General features: G+C 50.6%; 23 protein-coding genes. 7 read left to right on the top strand and 16 right to left on the bottom strand.

The features are described 5' to 3' along the window. Nucleotide 1 precedes the first annotated feature (1 nt). From V5J35_RS21810 to V5J35_RS21800, 3 genes are read right to left on the bottom strand one after another with little or no spacing between them, the layout of a single operon-like run. The gene (locus tag V5J35_RS21810; RefSeq protein ID WP_354009154.1) at nucleotides 2-1,231 is read right to left on the bottom strand and encodes an ABC transporter permease; all 1,230 of its coding nucleotides are present in this window, start codon (nucleotides 1,229-1,231) and stop codon (nucleotides 2-4) included. Next, entirely contained in the window at nucleotides 1,228-1,977 is a 750-nt protein-coding gene (locus tag V5J35_RS21805; RefSeq protein ID WP_354009153.1) for an ABC transporter ATP-binding protein, read from the bottom strand. The genes V5J35_RS21810 and V5J35_RS21805 overlap by 4 nt, the downstream gene beginning before the upstream one ends. Then, entirely contained in the window at nucleotides 1,977-3,410 is a 1,434-nt protein-coding gene (locus V5J35_RS21800; protein WP_354009152.1) for an efflux RND transporter periplasmic adaptor subunit, read from the bottom strand. The genes V5J35_RS21805 and V5J35_RS21800 overlap by 1 nt, the downstream gene beginning before the upstream one ends. A 223-nt stretch (nucleotides 3,411-3,633) precedes the next feature. Here V5J35_RS21800 and V5J35_RS21795 point away from each other — a divergent pair, with 223 nt between their 5' ends. The 4 genes from V5J35_RS21795 (at nucleotide 3,634) to V5J35_RS21780 (ending at nucleotide 5,832) form a co-directional block, all read left to right on the top strand. Next, a complete protein-coding gene (locus V5J35_RS21795; protein ID WP_354009151.1) occupies nucleotides 3,634-4,185 on the top strand; it encodes a hypothetical protein in 552 nt (183 codons plus the stop codon). A 200-nt stretch (nucleotides 4,186-4,385) separates the two neighbouring features. Beyond that, nucleotides 4,386-4,625 (top strand): hypothetical protein, encoded by a 240-nt coding sequence (locus V5J35_RS21790; protein ID WP_354009150.1) that lies wholly within the window; start codon nucleotides 4,386-4,388, stop codon nucleotides 4,623-4,625. Nucleotides 4,626-4,792: 167 nt separating this feature from the next. Further along, nucleotides 4,793-5,176, top strand: a complete 384-nt coding sequence (locus tag V5J35_RS21785; protein ID WP_354009149.1) for a DUF2237 family protein — start codon at nucleotides 4,793-4,795, stop codon at nucleotides 5,174-5,176. A gap of 98 nt (nucleotides 5,177-5,274) precedes the next feature. Next, nucleotides 5,275-5,832, top strand: coding sequence for a ProQ/FinO family protein (locus tag V5J35_RS21780; protein WP_354009148.1), 558 nt, complete (start codon nucleotides 5,275-5,277; stop codon nucleotides 5,830-5,832). Nucleotides 5,833-5,839: 7 nt separating this feature from the next. Here V5J35_RS21780 and V5J35_RS21775 read toward each other — a convergent pair whose 3' ends face one another. The 4 genes from V5J35_RS21775 to ovoA all read right to left on the bottom strand — a co-directional run bounded on the left by V5J35_RS21775 (nucleotide 5,840) and on the right by ovoA (nucleotide 9,968). Continuing rightward, the gene (locus V5J35_RS21775) at nucleotides 5,840-6,118 is read right to left on the bottom strand and encodes a peptidylprolyl isomerase (protein WP_354009147.1); all 279 of its coding nucleotides are present in this window, start codon (nucleotides 6,116-6,118) and stop codon (nucleotides 5,840-5,842) included. A 47-nt stretch (nucleotides 6,119-6,165) separates the two neighbouring features. Next, a complete protein-coding gene (locus V5J35_RS21770) occupies nucleotides 6,166-7,350 on the bottom strand; it encodes a thiolase family protein (protein WP_354009146.1) in 1,185 nt (394 codons plus the stop codon). 117 nt (nucleotides 7,351-7,467) lie between these two features. Continuing rightward, a complete protein-coding gene (locus V5J35_RS21765) occupies nucleotides 7,468-7,746 on the bottom strand; it encodes a hypothetical protein (RefSeq protein WP_354009145.1) in 279 nt (92 codons plus the stop codon). An 89-nt stretch (nucleotides 7,747-7,835) separates the two neighbouring features. After that, nucleotides 7,836-9,968 carry a 5-histidylcysteine sulfoxide synthase gene (gene ovoA, locus V5J35_RS21760; RefSeq protein WP_354009144.1) on the bottom strand — a complete coding sequence of 711 codons (2,133 nt, stop codon included), beginning with the start codon at nucleotides 9,966-9,968 and terminating at the stop codon, nucleotides 7,836-7,838. A 327-nt stretch (nucleotides 9,969-10,295) separates the two neighbouring features. Here ovoA and mutS point away from each other — a divergent pair, with 327 nt between their 5' ends. Together mutS and fdxA are read left to right on the top strand one after the other, a co-directional pair. Next, entirely contained in the window at nucleotides 10,296-12,902 is a 2,607-nt protein-coding gene (gene mutS, locus V5J35_RS21755; RefSeq protein WP_354009143.1) for a DNA mismatch repair protein MutS, read from the top strand. A gap of 200 nt (nucleotides 12,903-13,102) precedes the next feature. Next, nucleotides 13,103-13,426: a ferredoxin FdxA gene (gene fdxA / locus V5J35_RS21750; protein WP_354009142.1), complete on the top strand. Its 324-nt coding sequence runs from the start codon at nucleotides 13,103-13,105 to the stop codon at nucleotides 13,424-13,426. Between the two features lie 64 nt (nucleotides 13,427-13,490). Here fdxA and V5J35_RS21745 read toward each other — a convergent pair whose 3' ends face one another. The 3 genes from V5J35_RS21745 to V5J35_RS21735 form a co-directional block, all read right to left on the bottom strand. Beyond that, the gene (locus tag V5J35_RS21745) at nucleotides 13,491-13,820 is read right to left on the bottom strand and encodes a hypothetical protein (RefSeq protein ID WP_354009141.1); all 330 of its coding nucleotides are present in this window, start codon (nucleotides 13,818-13,820) and stop codon (nucleotides 13,491-13,493) included. A 242-nt stretch (nucleotides 13,821-14,062) separates the two neighbouring features. Continuing rightward, nucleotides 14,063-14,533, bottom strand: coding sequence for a hypothetical protein (locus tag V5J35_RS21740; protein ID WP_354009140.1), 471 nt, complete (start codon nucleotides 14,531-14,533; stop codon nucleotides 14,063-14,065). Nucleotides 14,534-14,624: 91 nt separating this feature from the next. Continuing rightward, nucleotides 14,625-15,035, bottom strand: coding sequence for a hypothetical protein (locus V5J35_RS21735; protein ID WP_354009139.1), 411 nt, complete (start codon nucleotides 15,033-15,035; stop codon nucleotides 14,625-14,627). A 318-nt stretch (nucleotides 15,036-15,353) separates the two neighbouring features. Between V5J35_RS21735 and V5J35_RS21730 the strand changes: the two genes are divergently transcribed. Next, nucleotides 15,354-15,644 carry a hypothetical protein gene (locus V5J35_RS21730; RefSeq protein ID WP_354009138.1) on the top strand — a complete coding sequence of 97 codons (291 nt, stop codon included), beginning with the start codon at nucleotides 15,354-15,356 and terminating at the stop codon, nucleotides 15,642-15,644. 117 nt (nucleotides 15,645-15,761) lie between these two features. On the opposite strand, the gene rpoS is transcribed toward V5J35_RS21730, so the two are convergent. From rpoS to truD, 6 genes are all read right to left on the bottom strand, one after another. Continuing rightward, nucleotides 15,762-16,790: an RNA polymerase sigma factor RpoS gene (gene rpoS, locus V5J35_RS21725; RefSeq protein ID WP_354009137.1), complete on the bottom strand. Its 1,029-nt coding sequence runs from the start codon at nucleotides 16,788-16,790 to the stop codon at nucleotides 15,762-15,764. Nucleotides 16,791-16,901: 111 nt separating this feature from the next. Continuing rightward, nucleotides 16,902-17,600 (bottom strand): peptidoglycan DD-metalloendopeptidase family protein, encoded by a 699-nt coding sequence (locus V5J35_RS21720; protein WP_354009136.1) that lies wholly within the window; start codon nucleotides 17,598-17,600, stop codon nucleotides 16,902-16,904. Nucleotides 17,601-18,974: 1,374 nt separating this feature from the next. Continuing rightward, entirely contained in the window at nucleotides 18,975-19,901 is a 927-nt protein-coding gene (locus tag V5J35_RS21715; protein WP_354009135.1) for a polyprenyl-phosphate transporter, read from the bottom strand. A gap of 82 nt (nucleotides 19,902-19,983) precedes the next feature. Then, nucleotides 19,984-20,619 carry a protein-L-isoaspartate(D-aspartate) O-methyltransferase gene (locus V5J35_RS21710; protein WP_472924770.1) on the bottom strand — a complete coding sequence of 212 codons (636 nt, stop codon included), beginning with the start codon at nucleotides 20,617-20,619 and terminating at the stop codon, nucleotides 19,984-19,986. A 33-nt stretch (nucleotides 20,620-20,652) separates the two neighbouring features. Then, nucleotides 20,653-21,396: a 5'/3'-nucleotidase SurE gene (gene surE, locus V5J35_RS21705; protein WP_354009133.1), complete on the bottom strand. Its 744-nt coding sequence runs from the start codon at nucleotides 21,394-21,396 to the stop codon at nucleotides 20,653-20,655. Then, entirely contained in the window at nucleotides 21,377-22,435 is a 1,059-nt protein-coding gene (gene truD, locus V5J35_RS21700) for a tRNA pseudouridine(13) synthase TruD (RefSeq protein ID WP_354009132.1), read from the bottom strand. The genes surE and truD overlap by 20 nt, the downstream gene beginning before the upstream one ends. Between the last annotated feature and the right edge of the window lie 58 nt (nucleotides 22,436-22,493).

Genomic DNA, 22,493 nt, shown 5'->3' with positions numbered 1-22,493 from the left:
GCTAGTCATACCGCAGCGCATCCACCGGATTCAGCCTGGATGCCTTTCGGGCAGGATAAAACCCGAAAAACAGACCGATTAACGCCGAGAACAGGACACTGACGATGGATATCCACCATTCAATATAAACCGGCAGACCCGTTAAGTACTCTGCGCCAAACAGCCCAATCACCGCAACACCAATCCCCAGTAAGCCACCAATACCACACAGCACAATCGCCTCAATCAGAAACTGTGCCAGCACATCGGCCTGTCGTGCGCCCAGTGCCAGCCGCACACCAATTTCACGGGTTCGCTCAGTCACCGACACCAGCATAATATTCATAATGCCAATGCCGCCTACCAGCAGGGATACACAGGCGACACCGGCCAGCAGACTGTTAAACACCTGTCCGGCTTCCGCTCGCATTTTCAGGCGCTCAGTCATATTGGTAATTCGAAATCCGGCAGACCCGGGCTTGATGCGATAACGCTGCTCCAGCAGAGCATTAATCTCACCACCAACCCACTCCATATCATCCAGCTCAGCCACCTGCACCCAGATCGAATCAACCGCTGTCGGCAGACCCCGACGAGTACCGAACAGACTTCTGCGCGCCGTCTGAATAGGCACCATCATAATATCGTCCTGGTCAGAACCTCTGGCATCCTCCCCTTTGCTTTCCAGTACGCCCTGTACCGTAAACGGCACTTTATTGATACGTATCTGCTGCCCCAACGGGTTATCCCGGCCAAAGAGTTCTTCCGCCACTGTCGAGCCAATGATCACATCCTTGCCATTGGTACGAAACTCAAGCTGATCAATCTGCTGGTCATACGCCAGCTGCCAGTTATGGATATAAAGAAAATCTGCTGTAATGCCATTCACCCGGGTTGACCAGTTGGAATTACCACTGACAACCTGCACACTGCCCGATATCCAGGGAGCCGCGTAGCTAACCCCCTGCACTTCTTCAGCAATAAACCGGGCATCGGCCTGTTGCAACGTGGCGACACCGCCAGCCCCCTGGCTGACACCCCGGTCCTGACGGCTCGGTCCCCGCACCAGCAACATATTGGTTCCCATGGAATCCAGCTGGGCTTCCACCTGCTTCTGAGCGCCTCCGCCCAGCCCCATCATGACCACCACGGATGATACGCCAATAATGATACCCAGCATGGTCAGGAAACTGCGTAGTTTGTGAGCTGCCAGCGCCGACAGAGCTGTCAGCAGGGTTTCAATAAATTTCATGTGGCTTTTTCCTCCACGAGTCCCTCCGCAAGTCCCTCCACGAGCCCCTCCGCCAGTCTGGCAGTACGTGAGTGGCTGTCAGAAACCAGCTCTCCGTCACGAAACATCAGTTGTCGCTTAGCGTATTCGGCAATATCCGCCTCGTGGGTAACAACAACCAGTGTAATACCCTGTTGATTCAATTCCCGGAACAGCTGCATGATGTCATGCCCGGTACGGGTATCCAGCGCCCCTGTCGGTTCATCCGCAAGGATCAGCCGGGGTTCATTGACGATAGCTCTGGCAATCGCCACCCTCTGCTGCTGTCCACCGGACAGTTCGGCCGGACGATGCGAAGACCGTTCTGCCAGCCCGACCTGGCTCAGACAGTCCAGGGCTCGCTCCCTCGCCTGCTTTCTGTCCTTTCCTGCATACATCAGCGGCAGAGCGACATTATCCAGGGCGGTCAGACGCGGCAGAAGATTAAACTGCTGAAAAACAAAACCGATGGTGTTACACCGAACCTCTGCCAGCTGATCCGCTGTGCATTGCGACAGAGCCTGACCATTCAGGGTGATTTCACCACTGGTCGGACGGTCAAGGCAGCCCAGCTGGTTCATCAGTGTAGATTTGCCCGAACCGGAAGGTCCCATCAGGGCAACAAATTCACCTTCATCAATGGTCAGGGAGACATTTTTCAGGACGTGCAGCTTCTGGCTGCCTACATCATAAACACGACACAGGTCTGAAGCAGTAATCAGCGACATCAGCCCTGCTCCTGTCTGGCAGAGATGATAATCTCTTCCCCGTTTTCCAGAGAATCTGTCAGTACTTCCGTAAAACGCTCATCACTCAGGCCGGTCTGGATTCTCAGGCGCTGGGGTTCACCTTCACGAAGCACCCAGATATCGGTTCCATTCCGGCCTCTGCCACTATGTCCTCTCCCACTATGCTGACTTCGCAGGACACGCATCACTTCAACCGTCTTTTCTTCACCCAGTATTGCCTCCAGCTCTGAACGATCCAGCCGTGGACTCCGCTGTCTTTGGCTTCCACCAGCCATTACAGGCTGTTCGCGGCGTTGAGCCATGGCTTCTTTCCGGGCTGAGGCCAGCAGGGTCTGTACTTTCTGCTTCTGCTCCTGAGAATCAAACAGTTCATCTGGCAGATTAATGCTCTGGCGCTGCTGTTGGCTTTGCAGTTCCCTGGGGGCAGAAAAACGCAGGGCGCTGTTGGGAACCCTCAATGCGCTGGGCTGCTGTCCGATAATAATATCAACATTACTGGTCATGCCCGGATACAGGCTCAGATCCTGATTATCTACCGAGATAATCGTGGTGTACGTCACGACAGAGGATGCCACGGTCGCGGCAAGCCGCACCTGTTCCACCTCGCCCTGATACGTCCGGGACGGATAGGCGTCCACGGTAAAGCGTACTGACTGCCCTTCCTGTACCTGTCCGATATCCGCTTCGTCGACATCCGCTTCGATCTGCATCCGTCGCATATCTTCGGCAATGATAAACAGCTCTGGTGTACTCTGGTTAGCGTTTACCGTCTGCCCTTCCTCAACAATTCGCTCAAGAATCACCCCGTCGACCGGCGAATAAATTCGGGTACGCTCATGATCCAGCTGCGCTTCTTCCAGTGCCGCCTGACGTTTCTGCAACTCCGCTTCGGAACGGCTGATTTCAGCGTTCGCCAGAGCGATCCGGGCCTGGGCCATGGACTGTTCCGACAAGGCTCTTTCGTATTCGCTATCTGTCGTATGGCCTTTGTCGGTCAACTCTTTCAGACGACGGGCTTCCTGAATGCGGAAAGTGTAGTTAGCTTCCTGTTCCAACAGGGAAGCCCTGCTTTTTTCCACCGCAGCCTCAGACAATGCCAGGTCCGCTTCGGCCTGACGCAGTTTGGCGACAATTGAACGGTCATCAATCTGTGCCAGCAGGTCCCCCCGGGCAACCACACTGTTGTAGTCGGCAAAAATATGATCAATACGACCGGAAATCTCGGCACCCACTGTGACGGTACTGACGGCTTCCAGAGTACCCGCCGTGGCAACCACGGACTCTATTCGTCCGGTATCCACCTGCGCCGTCTGGAATGACCATTCCGCTACCTGATTGTTACTGCCAAACCATGCGTAGCCCCCACCAATGGCTGCTGCCATACCTACGACGAGAATCCGTTTTTTTAACATTCTGGATACTTCCTGACCTTGTTTAACAGTGCACGAGCGACTGTTGGCATAAAACCGTTGTTTAATCAGGAATTTAACACCCAATCTTGTCGACAGTTAGCCAATTTGTCGCAAATTGTATCAAGCAGCTGATATACGTCATCTATCGTTCAAACCTTCGCCTTTTACACGGATATTCTCTGCTAATATGTTGACTATCTACCGGTCAATGTGCGGAAGGGTCATGCCGTTTGTTACCCGTTCTTTTCGGCTGTTCTTCATTTTGTCGACGTTACTGTTAATAGCAGGCAACTGCAGATCGGAAAGTTTTTCCTCCCAGGCAGTCCATGCCTCAACAGCGTTTTTAAATGACCGTGCGAAAGAGCTGGCTGACTCTCTGGGAGCCTCTTATTTCAAAGTCGGCGTAGAAGCACCACCAAAACGCATAAAGCTGCCTTTATGTCCAGGCACTCCTGAAATAAAGCTGATGACACCGCTGGCTCCTGGCCGGCAATCACTGAAGGTCATCTGCCGGGAACGTGATAACCAGAGTCTGCTGCTTCATGCCAATATCAGCCTGTTTCTACCGGTATTAATCAGTACCGACCACATTCGGGGAGGGAGTAAGGTGACTGAAAGCAACAGCAGCTGGCAGCTTCATGATATCAGTCATCTTAAACAGGGCTACTTCAGGGAGATCAGTCAGCTGAAAAGCTTACACGCTGTCAAAACCATCAAACCCAACCAGGTGATGACACCAGAGATGTTTTTACCGGATCAGGCGTCAGGCCCATAGACAGCTCTGTTACCTGCAGTCACTATTAGTGACATCCGGACAGGAACAACTCCCAAAATACTCTGCCGTATCGAGTAGCTGTTCTGCGATGTTGCGCTATAGAAAGCGCTAATAGAAAAAGTGGCACAAACTCTGCTTACAGTTACAGGGCTCAACAGGATTGAATTCGGCTATAACCAAAACAGTAACAAGTGAATTCTATGGAAATTCCTTCAGACACTCATATGGAAGCCTATCTGAAACACCTTGGTATCAGAACCGGCAAAAACAATATTAAGTCTGAGTATCTGCGCAGTATTTACAGAGTTCTGCCAAGGAAAAAGGCACTGAACATGTCACTGAAACAGGCACGACAGCAAACCAGTATCCAACCTGGCAACCAGTCTGCTAACAATTCATGTAGCAATTCAGTAACGAGCCAGCCGGTTGACCGTCAGTGACAGAAGACCTGAAAATATAAGACAACTGTCTTTTTTGATACCAAAAGCTATAATAACAGCGCCCTGATTCTACAAAAACATCATAAAGCGTTCAGAAAACTGTCCTGAAACATTCTGTTTCTGTGACTGGCAGGCTATAGTGTTGCCGTTACCAAGGGGAGTCGGTCATGAAAGCTCAAACCAGCCAACAGAAAAATGTATTTGGGGAACCGTTGCAACCGTGCTGCTTTGATCCAGCCACCGGTGTTTTTCGTGACGGGTTTTGTCATGCTGACAGCAACGATCCGGGATTACACCTTGTCTGCGCCCGCATAACCAGAGAGTTTCTGGAATACTCCCTGCTACAGGGCAACGACCTGATTACACCCAAACCAGAGTTTGATTTCCCCGGACTTCAGGAAGGCGATCGCTGGTGTTTGTGTGCCATGCGCTGGAAGCAGGCTTTCGATGCAGGACTGGCACCGCCGGTTTATCTGAAGTCAACTCATGAACAGGCCCTGGAAGTAACATCACTGCAGGATCTGAAATCCTGTGCCATCGATATACACTGATACTCATTCTGCCTTTGAACATGAATGGCTCAAGGTCATCGTTTGAAGGCGGAGCTGGTATAAAAAGCGTTTACATCAACGTCAAACAGAAACAGACAATGCAGTACGAATGCACAACTGAAAACCGGAATGAATCCCTGTCAGAGCCAGAGAACACCACTCTGAAGCAGTCTGTCAGCAAGCAGAGTCACATGGAAGAACACCCAACATCAACAGACGCCGGACAAACCGCAGAAGTATCAAAATCAGAAGCGTTGAGAATGGTTCGTGAGCGTTGGCCGGAAGCCTTTCGGGTGTCCTCACCCAGACCGCTGAAAGTCGGCATTCATAACGAAATGAAACAGACTGGCGAGTTCCCACTGCCCATCATTAAAAGTGCATTAAAACTGTTTACGTCTCAGGAGCGTTACCTGATGTCCATCAAACCCGGACGCAGCCGCATCGACCTGAACGGCAAACCGGCGGGCAAGGTAAAACTGAAAGAAGCAGTCAACGCTGAAATCACGTTGTTTATGCGCTCGGAAACAGTGCGCCAGAAAAAGCAGCGCACGCATGTTGGTCAACTGCGGCTGGTCTCCCAAGGCTCACAGGCTCCTGATTCATCTCCAGAGCTATCTCCAGAACAATCCGAAACCTGTGAAGCCTCTGTCGTATAGATCAGAATCAGTTTCTGTAAATCGTCTGGATCAGGTGAAAACCAAAACTGGTTTTCACTGGTCCATGAATTTTCAGTACTTCTTTTTTGAACACAACATCGTCAAACGCCTTCACCATCTGCCCACGGCGAAACTCGCCCAGGTCGCCACCCTGCTTAGCTGACGGGCAGGTAGAGTGTTTTTTTGCCAGCTGAGCAAAGTCAGCACCCTTTTCCAGCTGTTTCTTCAGCTTTTCAGCCTCTTCCCTGGTGTTTACCAGAATGTGTCTTGCACTGGCGACTGCCATGACAACATCTCTCTCATTAAACTCAAACGAGGCACCGATTATGCTTATTACGGAGAATGAATCAACTCCAGTGCAATAGCCGTCGCTTCTCCACCGCCAATGCACAGTGAAGCAACCCCGCGCTTGCCACCCCGTTGCCGCAAGGCATTGATCAGGGTAACCATAATACGTGCGCCACTGGCTCCCAGTGGATGACCCAGCGCACAGGCTCCGCCAAAGACATTTACCTTACTATGAGGCAGGCTCAGTTCCTGCATGGCGATCAGAGTCACCACGGCAAAGGCTTCATTGATTTCAAACAGATCCACGTCACTGGCTGACCAGCCAACCTTGCCAAGCAATTGCTCAATAGCGGTTACAGGGGCAATGGTGAACTCGGCTGGAACACGGGCATGGCTGGTAAATCCCCGGATTCTTGCCACTGCCTGAAGCCCTCTGTTCAGGGCGTCTGACTCACGCATCAGAACCAGGGCAGCAGCACCGTCAGAGATTGAGCTGGAATTTGCTGCCGTCACAGAACCCTCATCCGCAAAGGCAGCCCGAAGTTTCCGAATCTTATCGACTCTGGCTTTACCGGGCTGTTCATCGACCTCCACCAGCCCAGCTTTTCCTGCATCAACCGGCGTAATTTCATTCGCAAACCAGTCGTTGGCAATGGCCTGCTGCGCCCTTTCCAGTGATTCAATGGCGAAATCATCCATGGTTTCCCGGCTTACCTTGAAACGAACCGCTGTCTGTTCGGCAAACACGCCCATCAACTGCCCGCCATAGGCGTCTTCAAGCCCGTCGACAAACATTGAGTCCTGAAGGTCGGCATGTCCGATTCTCAACCCCTGTCGGGCTTTTTTCAGGAGATAGGGGGCGTTGGTCATGCTTTCCATGCCACCGGCCACCACGACTTCAGACTCTCCCGTAAGAAGCTGCGCACACCCCATCATCACTGCCTTCATACCAGAACCACAGACTTTATTCACGGTTGTACAGGTGACTGAGTCGGGTAAACCGGCACCCCGACAAACCTGCCGGGCAGGAGCCTGCCCCACCCCGGCAGGCAAGACACAGCCCATAATCAGTTCGGAAACAGTGTGAGCATCCACCCCACTGCGCTCCAGGCTGGCACGTACAGCTTCCAGCCCAAGCTCTGTGGCAGACAGTCCTGACAGGGAACCCTGAAAACTGCCCATGGGCGTTCTGGCACAATTAACAACTACGATGTCATCAGACCGGGACATAGGACACCTTCCCAAAAGAATTGGATGTTATTGGTTTTGTTCAGAGTATGAGTGTAAACGATATAAAAAGAGAAGGTTAAGCGTCAGTGACCACCAGGGCCACTGACAGAATCGGTGTTACAGACAGTCTTCGTCAATAACATCAAAGCAACCCCAGTCATAAAAGAGTTGCTGCACTTCCTCCATCGCGGTTTTGTCGGCATTGCTGATATGGCGCAAAACGGCATTCGCCAGTGAAGACGCCAGTTCAGTCTGCAGGCTGGTGCTGAGACCGGTTGGCAAACGCAAAATAACATCACCAAAAATGACACTCCCTCCCTGAGTGACCCGGATCAGATACTCGCCCTGGGTGGATTCGGTCATTGTGAGAACGGCCCTGTTCGCTTCTTTGCTCATAATGTCTCCCCTCTGGTAGATCCTATTGAGAGGCATCGGCCGGCCGGCACGATATTCCAGCAGGAATCCATAAGTGCCTGATATTCTGATTATCGACAGCGCCAGACGGTACACTGAGCAACCGTGTGCTGATACTTTCTGGCAGTTTCCCGTATAACAAACGGCATATCCGCCGGTGGCTGCACCTCATCAAAATGCTGGCCCAAAACCCGTTTCAGGGCTGTATAAGTCTCCAGTACTTCACCATTTTCACGAAGTCCGCCCAGCCACTGTTCTTTGTGGGTATAGTCTTCCAGCCAGGTGTAGGGAGAGGTCAGCACCAGAAATCCTCCGGAACGGATACGTTCGTGGATACTGCCCAGAAACCCTTGCGGATCAGCCAGCCGGTCAATCAGGTTACCGGCAAACACGAGGTCATAATCACGGTACTTCGGCTTAAGGTTACAGGCATCGCCCTGGCTAAACAGAATCCGGTTAACGTCTATGGCGTCCAGCCCTGTCGCCTTAAGGCTGGCAACCTTAAACTCCCCCAGTTCTCCTTCTGTTGGCATGAAATAACGGATTTTGCCGTTTTTCTGTAACTCGGCAGCGGCTGAGATAAACCGTGCGGAAAAATCAATGCCATCAACGTGCTGAAACCAGCGGGCCAGCTCAAAACTGCTGCGTCCTACCGAACAGCCCAGGTCAAGCGCGCGGGTCATCGGCTCGCTCCCCATCAGGCTGCGACACAGCTCTGCACAATTCTTCGGGTAATTGCTGACCCCGAAGTATTCCTGACCGAAATGAAACTCAAGGTACTGAGATACCAGGGTATCCGTTTCGTAAGGGTTAATGGTTTCCTGGCCCAAAGCGGTCGATTCCACATAACGAAAACCGGCATGTTGATAAAAGTGGCGACGGAACGCATATCGGGAGTCTTTGATGCCATAATTGCCGGTGGATATCCAGCAGCCCCCCTTGATCAGGTTGTGTTTACTGTCAAAGGTCGGGGTAGAGAAGTCATCGTAATAAGGATGGACACGAAAGCCTTCGTAAGCATCAATCGGGGTACGGGTCCATTGCCAGACATTACCAATAATGTCGCAGAACTCTCCGGTTCGAAACCGGTCAACGGGGCAGGCAGAAGACCAGTATTCAAGATTGATGTTTCCGGGTGCCTGTTCCCAGTAAGGCAGGTCTGTGTCTATCTGTTCCCTGAGATAATACCACTCGGCTTCGGTCGGCAGCTGAATCGGTTTTCCGGTCACTTCCGATTTCCAGCGACAAAATGCCTGGGCTTCGTGGCAATTTGTATCCACCGGCCAGCTCCATGGCATATCAATCTCTTCCAGCAGAGTCCGGTAGTGCCAGCAATCATCTTTTCTTACCCAGAATTCAGGGTGTCTGGCTTCAGCAAAGGTAGCCCACGCCCAGCCTTCATCTGTCCACCAGCGTTCCGTGTCGTAGCCACCTGCGTTTAAGAAGGCAAGAAACTCACCATTGCTGACAAGGTACGCACTCGCTTTGAAAGGAGCTACGTCTACCTCCTGTGAACCGTACTCATTATCCCAGCCATACAATGGATCGTCGTATGACTTGCCCAGTTTTACCCGGCCTCCGGCTAAGGCCACCAGCGTATTGTCAGGAGGGGTGCCTGTTTCGCCGCAGACCGGCCACAGTCCATTATTGTTCAGACAGGAAAGCGGCAATTGACGGATCAGTACCGATGACGTTTCCAGGTGAATACGCTCATGCTCTATCCCCATCAGAATCAGCCAGGCGGCACTGTCCCATTGCACCGGAATCTCCAGAGGCATTGTTCTGATGAACTCACAGACCATTGAGCGCACTTTCTGCCGGTAGGCTCGCAATGCAGCAACCGGAGGCCAGTCATAATTATTATCATCCAGATCATCCCAGGACATTTCGTCGACACCAATCGCCATCATGGCCTCAATGTCCGGATCGATCCGGTTTTCAATCAGTCGGGCAGCGATGAGTTTATTAACGAAAAAGGTGGCCGTATGTCCGTAGTAAAAAATCAGGGGGTGACGCAGTGAAATGGCTTTTTTATACCAGGCATCATTACTGCCTAGCACCTCAAAAAGACGGTCATAAAGATCAAAGGTCTGGCAAAAATAATTAAGCATCTCTTGTCGTTTACTATCCGGTGTACCGGTATTCAGGAGTGGCATCCGGGCGGATAAACTCATATCAGCAGTCACAAAGTTAAGCACTGTCATTTTTCTCCTGAGGGATTTTTCAGTTGCCTGAAACAGAAAATAAATAATAGATCACGGTGTTGTTTTACAAACGGGCTCTGCTATTTACGGCAAATTTTGATCGTTGGATTAAATAAAACGGAAGTATCAGTTTGACTCTTGCAACCCTTTAACCCCTGGTATGCTGGAGAAGACTCTGGTTAGAGGTTTCATCACCACTTTGTTATTATTTCTCTTCAACACAACCAGCCCCCACAATTTGTTGGTCTCATCTGGAACTTGTTGAGATGCCCTCCAACCTTCCAGATAACTGTTAATCCTCCGTTATACCCTGATTTAGTGAATTACATGGCAAATTCCGAAGATAAGACTGACGTACAATTGTCAAAACACACCCCGATGATGCAGCAATACCTCCGCATCAAACAGCAACACCGGGAACACCTGGTGTTTTACCGTATGGGGGATTTTTATGAACTGTTTTATGACGATGCCAAAAAAGCCGCCAAACTGCTCGATATTACCCTGACAGCCCGGGGGCAGTCCGGTGGCGAGCCGATTCCTATGGCGGGCATTCCTTATCACGCCGCTGAAGGCTACCTTGCCCGGCTGGTCCGTCTGCGCGTTTCGGTGGCCATCTGTGAGCAGGTGGGCGATCCGGCTACCAGTAAAGGGCCTGTGGAGCGCAAGGTCATGCGCATACTGACACCGGGAACCGTCAGTGATGAAGCATTGCTGGATGATCGTCAGGATAACCTGCTAACCGCCGTAAACCGCCGGGATCACCTTTATGGCATAGCCACTCTGGATATCAGCAGCGGTCACTTTACCGTACTGGAAGTCAGGGACGAAGAAGCCCTGCTGGCGGAAGTCGAACGCCTCAGTCCGGCAGAAATTCTGGTCAACGATGAACATTCCTGGCCTGAAAGCGTTACAGGTCGCCCCGGCACCATCAAACGCCCACCCTGGGATTTTGACCGGGAAACCGCCGTTGAACAGCTGACACGTCAATTCCAGACCAAAAACCTGCAAGGCTTTGGCTGCGACAAACTGTCGGTCGCCATAGAGTCCGCAGGCTGCCTGCTGCAATACGCCAAAGAGACTCAGCGTACTGCCCTGCCCCATATTCGCGGTATACAACTGGAAAACCGTGAAGACAGCGTGGTACTGGACGCCGCCAGTCGTAAAAACCTGGAGCTGACCACTAACCTGTCCGGTGGCCGGGAACATACTCTGATGTCAGTACTGGATCACACCTCTACAGCGATGGGCAGCCGTCTTCTGGGACGCTGGATCAACCGTCCACTGCGCGACCTCAAAAAACTTCAGCATCGTCAGGACAGTATTGAGACACTGAAGCAGGGTTTTCACTTTGAAACACTGCAACCGGTGTTGAAAGGTATTGGTGATATTGAACGAATTCTGGCACGGGTTGCGCTGAAATCAGCCCGTCCACGCGACCTTGCCCGACTCCGTGACGCTTTTCTGCAACTGCCGGAGCTGCAGGACATTCTGCGTACTATCGACAGTGAAGCAATTCACAACCTGTCCACAATCATCAGCGAACACCCGCAGCTGTCGGGTCTGCTCGACAGCGCCATTATTGAAAACCCGCCTGTCGTGATTCGGGACGGCGGTGTGATTGCAACGGGCTACGATGCCGAACTGGACGAATTCCGCGCGCTCAGTGAAAACGCTGGTGACTATCTGGTTCAACTGGAACAGAGAGAGCGGGAACGTTCAGGGCTTGCCAGTCTGAAAGTCGGTTATAACCGTGTACATGGTTATTACATAGAACTAAGCCGTCGTGAGTCTGAGGATGCCCCGGTAGAATACATACGTCGTCAAACACTGAAAAACGTTGAACGATTTATTACACCGGAACTGAAAGAGTTTGAAGATAAGGCACTGTCCAGCAAAAGCCGTGCCCTGAGCCGGGAAAAAGCTCTGTATGATGAACTTCTGGATAAGCTGGTTGAAGCACTGGGTCGGATGCAGGAAACTGCAATGGGGCTGGCAGAACTTGATGTATTGACCAATCTGGCTGAACGTGCGGAGTCTCTCAACTTCTGTAAACCAGAACTGACAGCGGCACCGGGTATCGCCATTGAAGAAGGTCGTCACCCGGTTGTTGAACAGGTGCTGGATGAACCCTTTGTCGCCAACAGTGTCAACTTCAATCACCAGCGTCGTATGCTGGTCATCACGGGTCCCAACATGGGCGGTAAATCCACCTATATGCGCCAGACTGCCCTGATTGTTCTGATGGCGCATGTGGGTAGTTTCGTACCTGCCAGCAAGGCAAGAATAGGCGTTGTTGACCGTATATTTACCCGTATTGGCTCTTCTGACGACCTGGCCGGTGGCCGTTCAACCTTTATGGTGGAAATGACGGAAACCGCGAATATTCTGCACAATGCCACCGAGAGCAGCCTGGTCCTGATGGACGAAGTGGGGCGCGGCACCAGTACCTTTGACGGTTTGTCCCTGGCCTGGTCCTGCGCCCATTATCTTGCCGATTCGGTGAAGGCTTTCACCCTGTTTGCCACTCACTATTTTGAGCTGACACAGCTGCCAGACGAATGCGACACCGTTGTCAACGTTCATCTGAACGCTACCGAACACGACGACCGTATAGTATTTTTACATGCGGTACAGGAAGGTCCGGCCAGCCAGAGTTATGGTTTGCAGGTTGCCCAGCTGGCAGGTGTGCCAAGGCATGTGGTGAACCAGGCAAAAACCAGACTGACACAACTGGAACAAACCTCTTCCAGTCAGGAAGTGACTGCACAGTCGACAATCAGGGTCGTTCAGGAGCAACCGCTGCAAAATGACCTGTTTGCTGCGGCACAGCCACATCCGGCCATTGACCGACTGGATGAAATCAACCCTGATGAAATTTCACCGAGACAGGCGCTGGATCTGATCTATGATCTGAAAAGCCTGACAAAATAAACGCTTTAGCTTATAAAGCATTGGTATAGATTTTGTTAAGCCTTTCACGGGCTTAACCTACAACCCCGGTCATATTGCTGTTAGACTTTGCGCCATTACGGCAATATGGCCAGCAACAACTTACAACAGTAACGAGCAACAGCAATAGACAACCGCAAACGTCTATTGCTGTACCAGCCTGAACAAACGGAGTTTAAACCATGGCTTTCGTAGTGGGTGAAAACTGCATCAAATGCAAATACACTGACTGTGTAGAAGTATGTCCGGTGGACTGCTTTTACGAAGGACCCAACTTTCTGGTCATCCACCCGGACGAATGCATAGACTGCGCCCTGTGTGAACCCGAGTGTCCTGCCAACGCCATTTTTTCTGAAGACGAAGTGCCTGAAGACCAGCAGGAATTCATTGAACTGAATGCGGTTCTGGCAGATGTCTGGGACAACATCACCGAGAAAAAAGATCCACTGCCCGGGGCCGACGAGTGGGACGGTGTAAAGGGCAAACTGGAACATCTGGAACGTTAAGCCTTATAGCAGACAGGGTGAGGCTCTCGCCCCAGCCCTGCTGCAATGTTTCATCGAGTGCTGGTCAGTGATCGCATGTGAGTGAAAGGGTCGTATTTGCCACGGTCTCACCAGCACCGATAGACTCGATGCGCCGATCAACGCCAAACCAGGCCTGATGATCACCATTTCGGAGATAGAGGCCCGGTGACAGACTCCAGCGGCTGATGTTTTCTTCTACCTGATCCCCACGAGCACTTCTTACTCGCAGTATGAAATCGCCGTCATGAATATCCCGGAGGTTATCGGAGACAGACTCCATATCGACCCGGAGATAGACTCCGCGATCATGAGGAGTGGTATTTTTTCCAGAATTGCTCTGTATGATAAAATGCATGGGAGGCACCGATTCCATTGACTCCCCCCTGAATGAAATCCCTCCTGTACTTCGCTGCAATTTTATGCCGCAGCGGTTTGGAACTTTCTTATTCCAACTGACATTCCCGTACACCTGAACCGAAAATAAAATGCTGATAACACTGGCCATCGCTGACAGTAATGTTGCGGATCGCATGGTTAAACCTTCTATATACACGACAGGCACCGAAAATACCCTGAACAAAAAAGCTAATGCGCTGCAAATTCAGGTGAAAGAAGTTACTTACTGCAGTCAACAGTCAGCAGAGTTGTCATACTGGCTACGCCACCTTCTATATCTTTAGATTCTTTCATAATTTCAAGATAAGATTCATGCCGACCGCTAGGAATAAAAGCATTAGGACTTCCATCCCATTGATCAATACTTTTACTTTGCGATTTTGAATTTAGAACATGAAGAATAGTGTCCCCTTCTTCAATGTCCCGAAGGTTGTCAGATTTAGACTGAACCTGAACAGACAGTTTTGCACCCATTTGGTTACCCTGAAAATTAGAATTACTTTTCACGGTAAAAACAGTTGGTTTACCACCTTCATCGTCTTGAAATAAAATAGAGCCGCTGCCATCATCAATGGTAATTCCACATACAGTTGGCACATCACGTGTCCACTCTATGGTTCCTGAACTGGCACTGGCAACGAAAGAAAGTGCACTCAAAGCGATAACAGAAGAAGTTTTTTTAAGGCTCATAACAGCACTCCATAAATATCAGAGAGTTATTTCTCTCAATTTTTTCAACGCAAACACAGACGTAAAAGAAACAAGTCGTCATCAGCTTTTCTTATTCAGAGAAGGTGTTATTGCCATCGACTTGTTGCATTTTTTTCAAACGGTTCATTTTCAGCTCGACTTCCAGTCGTTTCAGCTGCAGATCAAGCTCAGCGTTTTCTTCCATAATCTGCTGAAAATAAGAGCAGTCGGGTTGCCGCCCTCCCCCCAGATCCAGAGGAATAGCAATCTGGGCATAGACGCCACGATCCCTGTCCCTGCTGTCTATCGGATTGATTTGGTCATACTGGTTGAGGCTGTTTCCCGTATCGTAAACACCCATCTGAACTGTCGCCTGCGCAGTTCTGGCTTCACAGGTGGCACCGTCCATTGTCCTGACACGACTGTTATTCTCAAAGTTGGGCGTGTAAGGCAGATTGATATTTGCCAGAACATGGCCTGTCGTGAAAAGTAATAGGCTCACAAGGAACGAGTTTTTCCTGTTAAATACTTTACTTCGAACTGAAGACTGACGAATCACCATTTAAACTCAACCTTTGTGCAGACACGCGTACGAACCGATTGACCTCTATCAAGAATCGAAGTACTACAGACAAGTTTTTCCTCTCCCTCTCTGACCCCTTTAAGGTTGACAGTCAACCTTCTTTCGATACCTGAACCCAGGTTTTTCACGGTTCCCACTATTTTTTCATCTACAGATACTTCGTAACTTTGAACATAGCTGTTCAGGTTATTCAGGGTGATCTCAACAACCTGCTCTTCATAGAAAGGTTCTTTGACAATGCGTGAAGGATACTGGGAATGGCCAAAAGCAGATGTTGAAAGCAACAACAAAAAAATGGAAAAAAACTTCACAGCAGTACTACACCGAAAATGTTTACAAATTGTTGGTCGTGAGACGACACACGCTTTAACTCAACCAAATTTGACAGCGTTTCAAACAATCACTGTCAAGCGCAATAACAAAAAGACTGAGGTATTTTATTTATTGTCACAGCCAGCAAAAGGTCATTTTGCGCCAGAAGCACTGCAACCTGCATTGCATCCAGAACCCATTGAACCAGCCGTCTGACATTAAATGAGGCGCCAAGGCGGAGTGATTTCTGACTACAGCTCATAAAAAAGCCATGTTCATTTGACTGAACATGGCTTTTTTATGTTACTTCCGAAATGGTTCAGCTGAACTCTTTCAGCTAAACAATGACTCCCCGGACAAACCCTGCTTTTCCAGAATACTGCGCAGGCGCTTCAGAGCTTCGACCTGTATCTGCCGTACTCTTTCACGAGTCAGCCCGATCTCTTTACCGACTTCCTCCAGAGTACTGGTTTCATAGCCTCTCAGACCAAAACGACGGGCAACCACTTCGCGTTGTTTTTCAGACAACTCGCCCAGCCATTTATCAAGACTGTCGTTCAAATCCAGATCCTGAAGCAGCTCAGCCGGATCCGATTCCTTATCGTCGGAAATCGTATCCAGTATGGATTTATCAGAGTCAGGCCCCAGAGGCGTATCAACGGAGGTGACACGCTCATTCAGACCCAGCATACGCTTGACGTCTTCTACCGGCTTATCCAGCAGCTGAGCTATTTCTTCCGGAGTCGGGTCGTGATCGAGCTTCTGGGTCAGTTCCCGGGCTGCACGCAGATAAACGTTCAGCTCCTTAACGACATGGATGGGAAGACGAATCGTGCGGGTCTGGTTCATAATGGCCCGCTCAATGGTCTGCCGAATCCACCAGGTGGCATAAGTCGAGAACCGGAAGCCACGCTCAGGGTCAAACTTCTCAACTGCCCGGATCAGGCCCAGATTACCTTCTTCGATCAGATCCAGAAGGGTCAGGCCACGATTAACATAGCGGCGGGAAATTTTTACCACCAGCCGCAGGTTACTCTCAATCATACGCCGACGACCGGCTTCAACCCCCTTTCGTGCCAGCCGTGCATAGTGTACTTCTTCTTCCGGAGTCAACAACGGAGAGAAGCCTATTTCATTCAGGTACAACTGTGTTGCATCAATGGTTTTATAAAAACCATCATCATCACGTCGTTGACGGGCATAATCTGTAGTGGAAGAAGCCACCTTAGTGGTCTTGTTCGCCGCTTCCGGCGCTTCCCCGGGTTCTAATAGCCCGATATCCGACAGATTCTCAAGATCATCCTGTCCCTGGGTTAATTCCTCAGCAAAACCTTGCTCTGAGCCATCCCTCTTCGCTGCCATAAGAGTCAGTCCTATCCGAAAGTCCCACTCTCTGTTGAGTCATGCCTGAACCAAATGATCCAGTCCGCCCAACACCCGTGAGATCCCTCTACAGACGCTGTACTTCTCATCTCACCGCTTTGGCAGGAATCGCATGGGGTCGACTGGTTTGCCATCACGCCGAATTTCGAAATGCAGCTTAGGCTCTGTAGTTCCTGTAGAACCTATTTCGGCTATCTTCTGGCCTGCTTTAACTGAGTCTCCCTCACCCACAAGCAATTCCCTGTTATGAGCGTAAGCGCTCAGATAGCTGTTATTGTGCTTCATAATAATCAGCCTGCCATAACCAGCCAGGTCACTACCTGCGTAAACAACCTCACCAGCTGCAGCTGCCATTACAGGCTCTCCCAAATTGCCGTCGATATCAATCCCTTTGTTAACAGATCCTGACAACGAAAAACGCTGGATAACTTTTCCCTTTGCTGGCCAGCGCCAGGAAACAGTCTGGGGGTTTGGACTGACTGCTGGCCTTTTCTGAACTGGTTCTTTTTTAACCACTTGCTGCTTAGGCGATGTAGCAGGCTGTCGTTGCGGGGGTGGTGTAACGGCTCGCTTTCGTTGCTCCAGAGAGATGTGCTGACCAGGTTGGATAATATAGGGGGAGCGGATACCGTTGTTGTCTGCCAGCTCACGAAAGTCCCTGCCATAGAGCCAGGCTATGGAATACAGGGTCTCATCCTGCCTGACAATATGAGTACCGGATGTCACCCTCGGAGGCGAGCGAAGTTCCCTGACAACTACGCCGGATGGGTCATGGCTGCAGGCAGCCAACGTTATAATCGCCAGAACAACCAGGCTTATTTTTGAGCAAACGCTCAATTTAATTTGATGGTACTTTGCGAACAAAACCATCGGCGCTATCCCAATTTTCGCCACGTACGATCCAGAGAATTTATAACTAAATTGAGTTTAAAAATACAATTTTAAGTTAAAAAAATATATACAAGTTATCGGATTCATCTATATTCCGGTTTTTATACAGATCATCCTGAACAAATTAATAAACGTCCTTTTTTAGAAAACATTAATACTATCTGTACAGCGACCCAATAAGACTAACGTCCAGAACACGTTCAGAGAAATAGTCGCACACTGCGAACAGCAAGTCTCTGCTTTTGCAAAATCCTTACGGAACCAGCATTCGCATAATGGCAGCAAGCTCCGTCAGGATGCCTTTTGATACTCAGCGCTCCGGGTTATCCCGACGTTCTCTGCAGTACGATCTCAAGAGATTTTCAAAGCACGTTCTGAGATCAGCCTCTTTAAGACGAAGTTTAAGATGCTCAGCCTCCAGCTGCTCAATAGCAGCCTGCGAATATCTTCCTGACTCGATGCAGCGCCTGATCCATTCTCCAAGCTCAGAAACATCCACAACTATTTTTGAGTGTTGAGTTAAGATACCCATAACTCTCTCTTGTGTTAAAGAGTCCAGTTCATGAGCATAATTTTCGAGGGCATTTTCACAGGCTTCAGAATACGGATCTGAATCATCATCTGCGGAAATAAGCCTGATAGCACCCTCATCACCCGATCCCCCCGTAAAGCAATCTCTGCCACACATGCGAAAAAAGAAAGACAAGAGTCGCAGTAACCAGCGCCTTATGGGACTTTGATGCACAAGATAGTCGTAAGGCTCTTGCCGGGAGTAATCAGAAGGGCGCTCCGGTGGTTCATTTCCGCCAGATCCGGTTGAGGCGCTGCCCTGAACAGAATGACAACAACTGCCTGAACGTAACACCCATACCTGATCAGAGTCAGCGTTATAGACTACGGAAGATTCTTTTTTTCCTGATGTACTGCCTACTCCACGCTGATAAAAACACTGAAAACTTGCCAGACGGGGAAGAAAGATAGCATTCCCAGGGCTTATGCGATGATGATCTGAAATCACCAGACAAAGCTCACTCGCTCCTGTATCTGCTGTAAAAAGAACAACAACCAGGCACAAGAGCAACCACGTCGAATTTCGTCCCGCTGCAACATCTGACAAAGCCTGCTACTCCCATCAAAACATTTGGCCTTTCCACAAACACCACACGGTCTAGACTCAAATTGATTTCAGAGCAAGCAGAAGAGCATCATGGTTTATGATTTGAACCATGATGCTTCAGAGACAGGGGGCAAATACCGTCACGCAGGAGCTGATTACTTCCGGTTTCCTAACCACTCAATAACCAGAAACATCACAATCGCTGCAGCCATCAATGATAAGCCAGGCAGGAATAAAGCAGGCTCCCCGGTCAGGGACTCATAGTTGAATGGAGAAACATTTACTTCCAGAAACGGGACTTCTTCACCCGAGCTGTTGAGGCGGGTTTCCAGCGTCTGCTTCCAGGGCCAGACCTTGCCAAGCGCCCCGACCATCAAACCGGTTAACAGAGACAGGGCCAGATCCCGGTGTTTGCGTAATAGCCAGGACAGAACGTGTGAAAAACTCAACAGCCCGACAACACAGCCAGATGCGAAAATCGTCAGAACCATCAGGTCCAGCGTTTTCACTGCCTGCAGAACCGTTGCGTACAAACCCATCAGCAACAGCAGGAAACTACCGGAGATTCCCGGAAGAATCATGGCACAGATAGCGATCGAACCGGCAAAAAACAAAATCAATGGTGTTGGCGACAGGCTGGCAGGCGTCAGGGTACCAATCATATAGGCTGTGATTACCGCCAGTACAAACAGTATCCCACCAGTCATACTGTAATGGCGAACCTGTCGAACCATGTGTAAGCCGGACACCAGAATCAGCCCGAAGAAAAACGACCAGATCAGTACCGGGTATTCCGCCAGAAGATAACTGATCAGATGCGCGAAGGACAGAATACTGATCAAAATGCCGCTGAATACACAGACAAGAAAAGTGCCGTCTACCTTTTTCCAGCAGGCTCCGATACCTTCGTTTTTCAACAGCAACAGCAGAGTCGGTGAAAAGCTGCGCAGAGAATTCAGCAACCGGTCATAAATGCCGGTAATAAAGGCAATGGTGCCACCGGACACACCGGGTACCACATCCGCAGCCCCCATGGCCATGCCTCTGAGCACCAGCCCAAGAAAATCTGTTTTATCAGACATCGTCTAACAATCCTGAATAAGCAGGCGTCATGCCGCCTGAATTTAATTTATTAAAAGTCATTGTTCGGGTACATCTGGACAACTACCGTATAACACCGCTCAGCATGGGAACAAACCGCACGAGTTCCAGCACTTCCTGATGAAACTCCTGCCCATGGCGTACCACCAGCAGCAGCTCCTGATGAAAATCACCCACGGGAATCACCAGACGCCCGCCGTCTTCAGACAACTGTTCCAACAATTCGACAGGAACCTTGCCCGGAGCAGCCGTTACCATAATCCCATCAAAAGGCGCCAGACCCGGCCAGCCCATGGTGCCATCGCTCAACTTCAGGTGCGCGTTGAGCAGCGATAACCGCCGCAGCCGACTGCGCGCTTTTACATGCAATGGCTGTATTCGTTCCACTGAGTAGACCTGCTTCACCAGATGAGCCAGTACTGCAGTCTGGTAACCGGAACCCGTCCCCACTTCCAGCACCTTGTTCAACGCTCCCCCTGCCATAAGCGCTTCCGTCATACGGGCAACAATATAGGGCTGGGATATCGTCTGGTTATGACCTATGGGCAGGGCGGTATCTTCATACGCCCGCTGCGCCAGTGCTTCATCAACAAAAATATGACGGGGAACTTCCCGCATGACGTCCAGAACATCCGTTGCAACAATCCCCTGCTCCGCCAGACGGTTAATCAGCCGGTTACGGGTTCGAGGGGATGTCATTCCTATTCCCTTCAGTTCTGCATCCCTCATCCTTCAGCCTCCCAGCCAGTGCTGTACCTGAGTCAATGTTCCGTGATCCGTCTGATCATATTGCAGTGGCGTCACTGACACATAACCGGTGGCAATAGCATGGAAATCAGTGCCATCTCCGGCATCCTGCTCTTTGCCCACCGGTGCAATCCACCAGGCTTCCCGCCCACGGGGGTCAACCACTTTTAACGGCGCATCGGGTCGTTCACGATGCCCCAGACGGGTGACCTTTATTCCCTTTATATCGTCATAAGGGCGATTTGGTACATTGACATTCAGAACCGAACCGGCTGGCAGGGTTAACTGGTCCAGTTTCTGAACCAGTTCAAAGACGACACGCCCTGCTGCTGCAAACCCTTCATCGCTGTCACCGCACAGTGATACGGCAATCGCCGGTTTACGCATAAAGCGCCCTTCCAGCGCCGCAGCCACCGTACCGGAGTAGAGTACATCGTCTCCCAGGTTGGCTCCGTGATTGATGCCAGAAACCACAATATCCGGAGCAGTTTCAAGCAGAGCGTTCACAGCAAGATGTACACAGTCAACCGGAGTGCCATCAATGGCATAAAAACCATTGTCCTGAAGACTGGGGCGCAGCGGGCGGTTAAGAGTCAAGGCACTGCTGGCAGCAGTGCAGTTACGGTCAGGAGCGTACACCGAGCAATGACCCAGCCCTTTCAGGCTCTGGTAAAGAGCAGCAAGCCCCGGGGCAGTTACACCATCGTCATTACACAGCAGCAGGTTCAAACCGGTCCCTCTCTTCACACAGCAACAGCTCTCGCAGTATCGAAGTAGCAAAACATCCTTTGGGTAGTGCAAAGCTGATCTGCAGGGTCAGGTCATCTTTCCACTCCCATTGCATTTGATCAGGAATCAGTCGTATAGCACGCCGCTCCTGCTTCATCCGGGCATCTTCCAGCCCTGATTTCAGAACCGGATACGGTTCCAGCATTGCCAGTTCCAGAGCCTTGCAGTCATTTTCAGACAGGAGTTCACCTTCTCCCCAGAGCGGTGCCGTCAGTACCACCTCTCCACGATGTATTCTCGCCATCAGTTCGTCATCATGATCCCTGAGTATCAGGCTGCCGCTGTCCTGAAATCCGGGAACGTCGCCCGCTATATAATCCAGCCAGTTGTTCTGGTTGACCCGTTCAGAAACGATGCGGTTAAACAGCCAGGAACGCGCGGCAGACAGGTACATTGAACGTTTATTCTTGTGAGCCCGAAATTCACCGGCAAACATTTTGATAGCCCGTTCCAGATTTTCACCCCGCCGTCCGAAACGCTGTTCGCCAAAATAGCTGGGGACGCCTTTGACTGAAACATGGTCGAGTAACGTATCAAGCTGTTCCCGGTCAGCATCAACACTTTTCAGGGTGATGATAAACCGGTTGCCTTTCAGCGCACCGGTTTTCAGCTTACGACGATGTCGGCTGACCTGCAGAATACGGATATTTTCCTCCTGAAAATCACTCCAGCGGGGTTCTTCCATGCCCGGCATCCAGACACTGAACCACTGCCTTGTAATTCCGTGGCGATCCTTGCGCCCGGCGTAGCTGACCGACAGTCGTTTAACTCTGGCGAACCGGGCAAGCCTTCCTGCCACCCAGTCCGTATTTTCACCCTGTTTTTCAACATAGAGCAGAACATGCTCCCCTTCACCGTCCGGCTCAAAGGGCAGCAGCTCCTCAACAATAAAATCTTCAGGCTGTTCTTTAAACAGCGCCTTGCCTGCAGGGCCACCCCATGCATACGCCCAGTCCATGGGATAGGAAAGATCACTCATACATCTTCTCTTGAAATAGTCTCTTGAAATAGCCTCTTGAAATAGCCACTTCAATTAG

Source organism: Endozoicomonas sp. NE40 (assembly GCF_040549045.1).
GTDB lineage: Bacteria > Pseudomonadota > Gammaproteobacteria > Pseudomonadales > Endozoicomonadaceae > Endozoicomonas_A > Endozoicomonas_A lisbonensis.
The sequence above is the reverse complement of the archived record's forward strand: the minus strand, read 5'-3'. Positions and strand labels throughout refer to the sequence as shown.

Coding starts and splice junctions, on each gene's coding strand:
- ovoA (WP_354009144.1), bottom strand. CDS start 9,968: ATGACAGTGCTTAACTTTGTGACTGCTGATATGAGTTTATCCGCCCGG.
- V5J35_RS21800 (WP_354009152.1), bottom strand. CDS start 3,410: ATGTTAAAAAAACGGATTCTCGTCGTAGGTATGGCAGCAGCCATTGGT.
- V5J35_RS21770 (WP_354009146.1), bottom strand. CDS start 7,350: ATGTCCCGGTCTGATGACATCGTAGTTGTTAATTGTGCCAGAACGCCC.
- V5J35_RS21710 (WP_472924770.1), bottom strand. CDS start 20,619: ATGACATCCCCTCGAACCCGTAACCGGCTGATTAACCGTCTGGCGGAG.
- V5J35_RS21780 (WP_354009148.1), top strand. CDS start 5,275: ATGCAGTACGAATGCACAACTGAAAACCGGAATGAATCCCTGTCAGAG.
- truD (WP_354009132.1), bottom strand. CDS start 22,435: ATGAGTGATCTTTCCTATCCCATGGACTGGGCGTATGCATGGGGTGGC.
- V5J35_RS21785 (WP_354009149.1), top strand. CDS start 4,793: ATGAAAGCTCAAACCAGCCAACAGAAAAATGTATTTGGGGAACCGTTG.
- rpoS (WP_354009137.1), bottom strand. CDS start 16,790: ATGGCAGCGAAGAGGGATGGCTCAGAGCAAGGTTTTGCTGAGGAATTA.
- V5J35_RS21775 (WP_354009147.1), bottom strand. CDS start 6,118: ATGGCAGTCGCCAGTGCAAGACACATTCTGGTAAACACCAGGGAAGAG.
- V5J35_RS21810 (WP_354009154.1), bottom strand. CDS start 1,231: ATGAAATTTATTGAAACCCTGCTGACAGCTCTGTCGGCGCTGGCAGCT.
- V5J35_RS21765 (WP_354009145.1), bottom strand. CDS start 7,746: ATGAGCAAAGAAGCGAACAGGGCCGTTCTCACAATGACCGAATCCACC.
- fdxA (WP_354009142.1), top strand. CDS start 13,103: ATGGCTTTCGTAGTGGGTGAAAACTGCATCAAATGCAAATACACTGAC.
- V5J35_RS21730 (WP_354009138.1), top strand. CDS start 15,354: ATGCGTGAAGGATACTGGGAATGGCCAAAAGCAGATGTTGAAAGCAAC.
- V5J35_RS21745 (WP_354009141.1), bottom strand. CDS start 13,820: ATGGAATCGGTGCCTCCCATGCATTTTATCATACAGAGCAATTCTGGA.
- V5J35_RS21740 (WP_354009140.1), bottom strand. CDS start 14,533: ATGAGCCTTAAAAAAACTTCTTCTGTTATCGCTTTGAGTGCACTTTCT.
- mutS (WP_354009143.1), top strand. CDS start 10,296: ATGGCAAATTCCGAAGATAAGACTGACGTACAATTGTCAAAACACACC.
- V5J35_RS21795 (WP_354009151.1), top strand. CDS start 3,634: ATGCCGTTTGTTACCCGTTCTTTTCGGCTGTTCTTCATTTTGTCGACG.
- V5J35_RS21805 (WP_354009153.1), bottom strand. CDS start 1,977: ATGTCGCTGATTACTGCTTCAGACCTGTGTCGTGTTTATGATGTAGGC.
- V5J35_RS21715 (WP_354009135.1), bottom strand. CDS start 19,901: ATGTCTGATAAAACAGATTTTCTTGGGCTGGTGCTCAGAGGCATGGCC.
- V5J35_RS21790 (WP_354009150.1), top strand. CDS start 4,386: ATGGAAATTCCTTCAGACACTCATATGGAAGCCTATCTGAAACACCTT.